Consider the following 1,122-nt stretch of genomic DNA (forward strand, 5'->3'; position numbering starts at 1 on the left):
TTGAGCGGCATCTCGCGGGTGGTCCCGTGAATGCGGTTGCCGGCCTCGTTCATTACCCAAGCGTGTATCTGGCGGTTGGCGTCAGCCAGACCACGGAACTCCCGCAGTGGCAAGAAACCTCGCTTTACAAATTTGACGCCCGATTCCACGATTCCCTTTTTTTGCGGATCCCTTGGCGGGCATGCATCGATCTTGAAACCGTATCCTTCTGCGCACTCGCCATACGCGCGTTGCACTTCGGGCTCGTAATAACACGCGCGGGTGATCGCACATTTGCAGTTGTCGATGATGACCCGGGCCGGCACGCCCCCAAATGCCTCAAAGGCGCGCCGATGACATCCCAGCCAGGTCGCTACCGTTTGGTCTCGAACAAACTCGACATATTGGTGGCGCGACCACGCCAGGGTCATTACGAAGAACCATGTCTTGTGAATCTCGCCGGTGAGCACGTCGGTCATCATCGGACCGGCGCCGAAATCGACTTGTGCCGCTTCGGCCGGCTTGAACTCGAGGCGCAGCGGTACGTCGGGCGTGTGCGAAGCGTCTATATGCACAAGGAAACGATAGACCGACGAATAGCTGCCGCTGTATCCGTGATTGCGAACGAGCGTGGCGTGGATCGTCGTGCATTGAACGCCGGTTGCTCGCCACTTGGTGATCTGCTCGCGCCACGGTTCCAAGGTTGAGACGCAACTCGATGGTAGTGGCGCCTCTTTGCGATCCAGGAAAGCGGCCATTACGTGTTCGTCGGGTAAAGCCGCTTCACGCGCCAACCATCCGTTCTTGGCGGCAATCTCCCGCACCTGCGCAATCTTCTTGCGCCCCATGGTCTTCGATCGTGCGATATCCCGGTCAGAGTCACCTCGGCGCATGCGCACCAGGATCTGTCGGTATTGGTACATCTCGAACCTCCGATTGGCCACGGCCTCTCCCGGCAAAAGGCCGGCAGTCTAGCCGATCAATGAAAGTTCGAACCCTCGTTGCTCGTCATCCGGGTGGCGCCATTACGCCGGAAAACGACTGGCGCCTTTACGCCGAAAACGCCGTGGCTCCATTACGCCGGAAATCCGGTGGCGCCATTACGCCGAAAACGAAATGGCGCCTATATGCCGGAAATTCACA

At 58.7% G+C, this 1,122-nt stretch carries 1 protein-coding gene; it reads right to left on the reverse strand.

Features of this window, described 5'->3' with window-relative positions; all coding sequences use genetic code 11:
- The coding region (istA, locus tag ABH944_RS44605) for an IS21 family transposase (protein ID WP_404615851.1) at positions 1-902 on the reverse strand (902 nt) is incomplete at its 3' end.
- Between the last annotated feature and the right edge of the window lie 220 nt (positions 903-1,122).

The organism is Caballeronia udeis, from assembly GCF_044909315.1.
Lineage (GTDB): Bacteria > Pseudomonadota > Gammaproteobacteria > Burkholderiales > Burkholderiaceae > Caballeronia > Caballeronia udeis_A.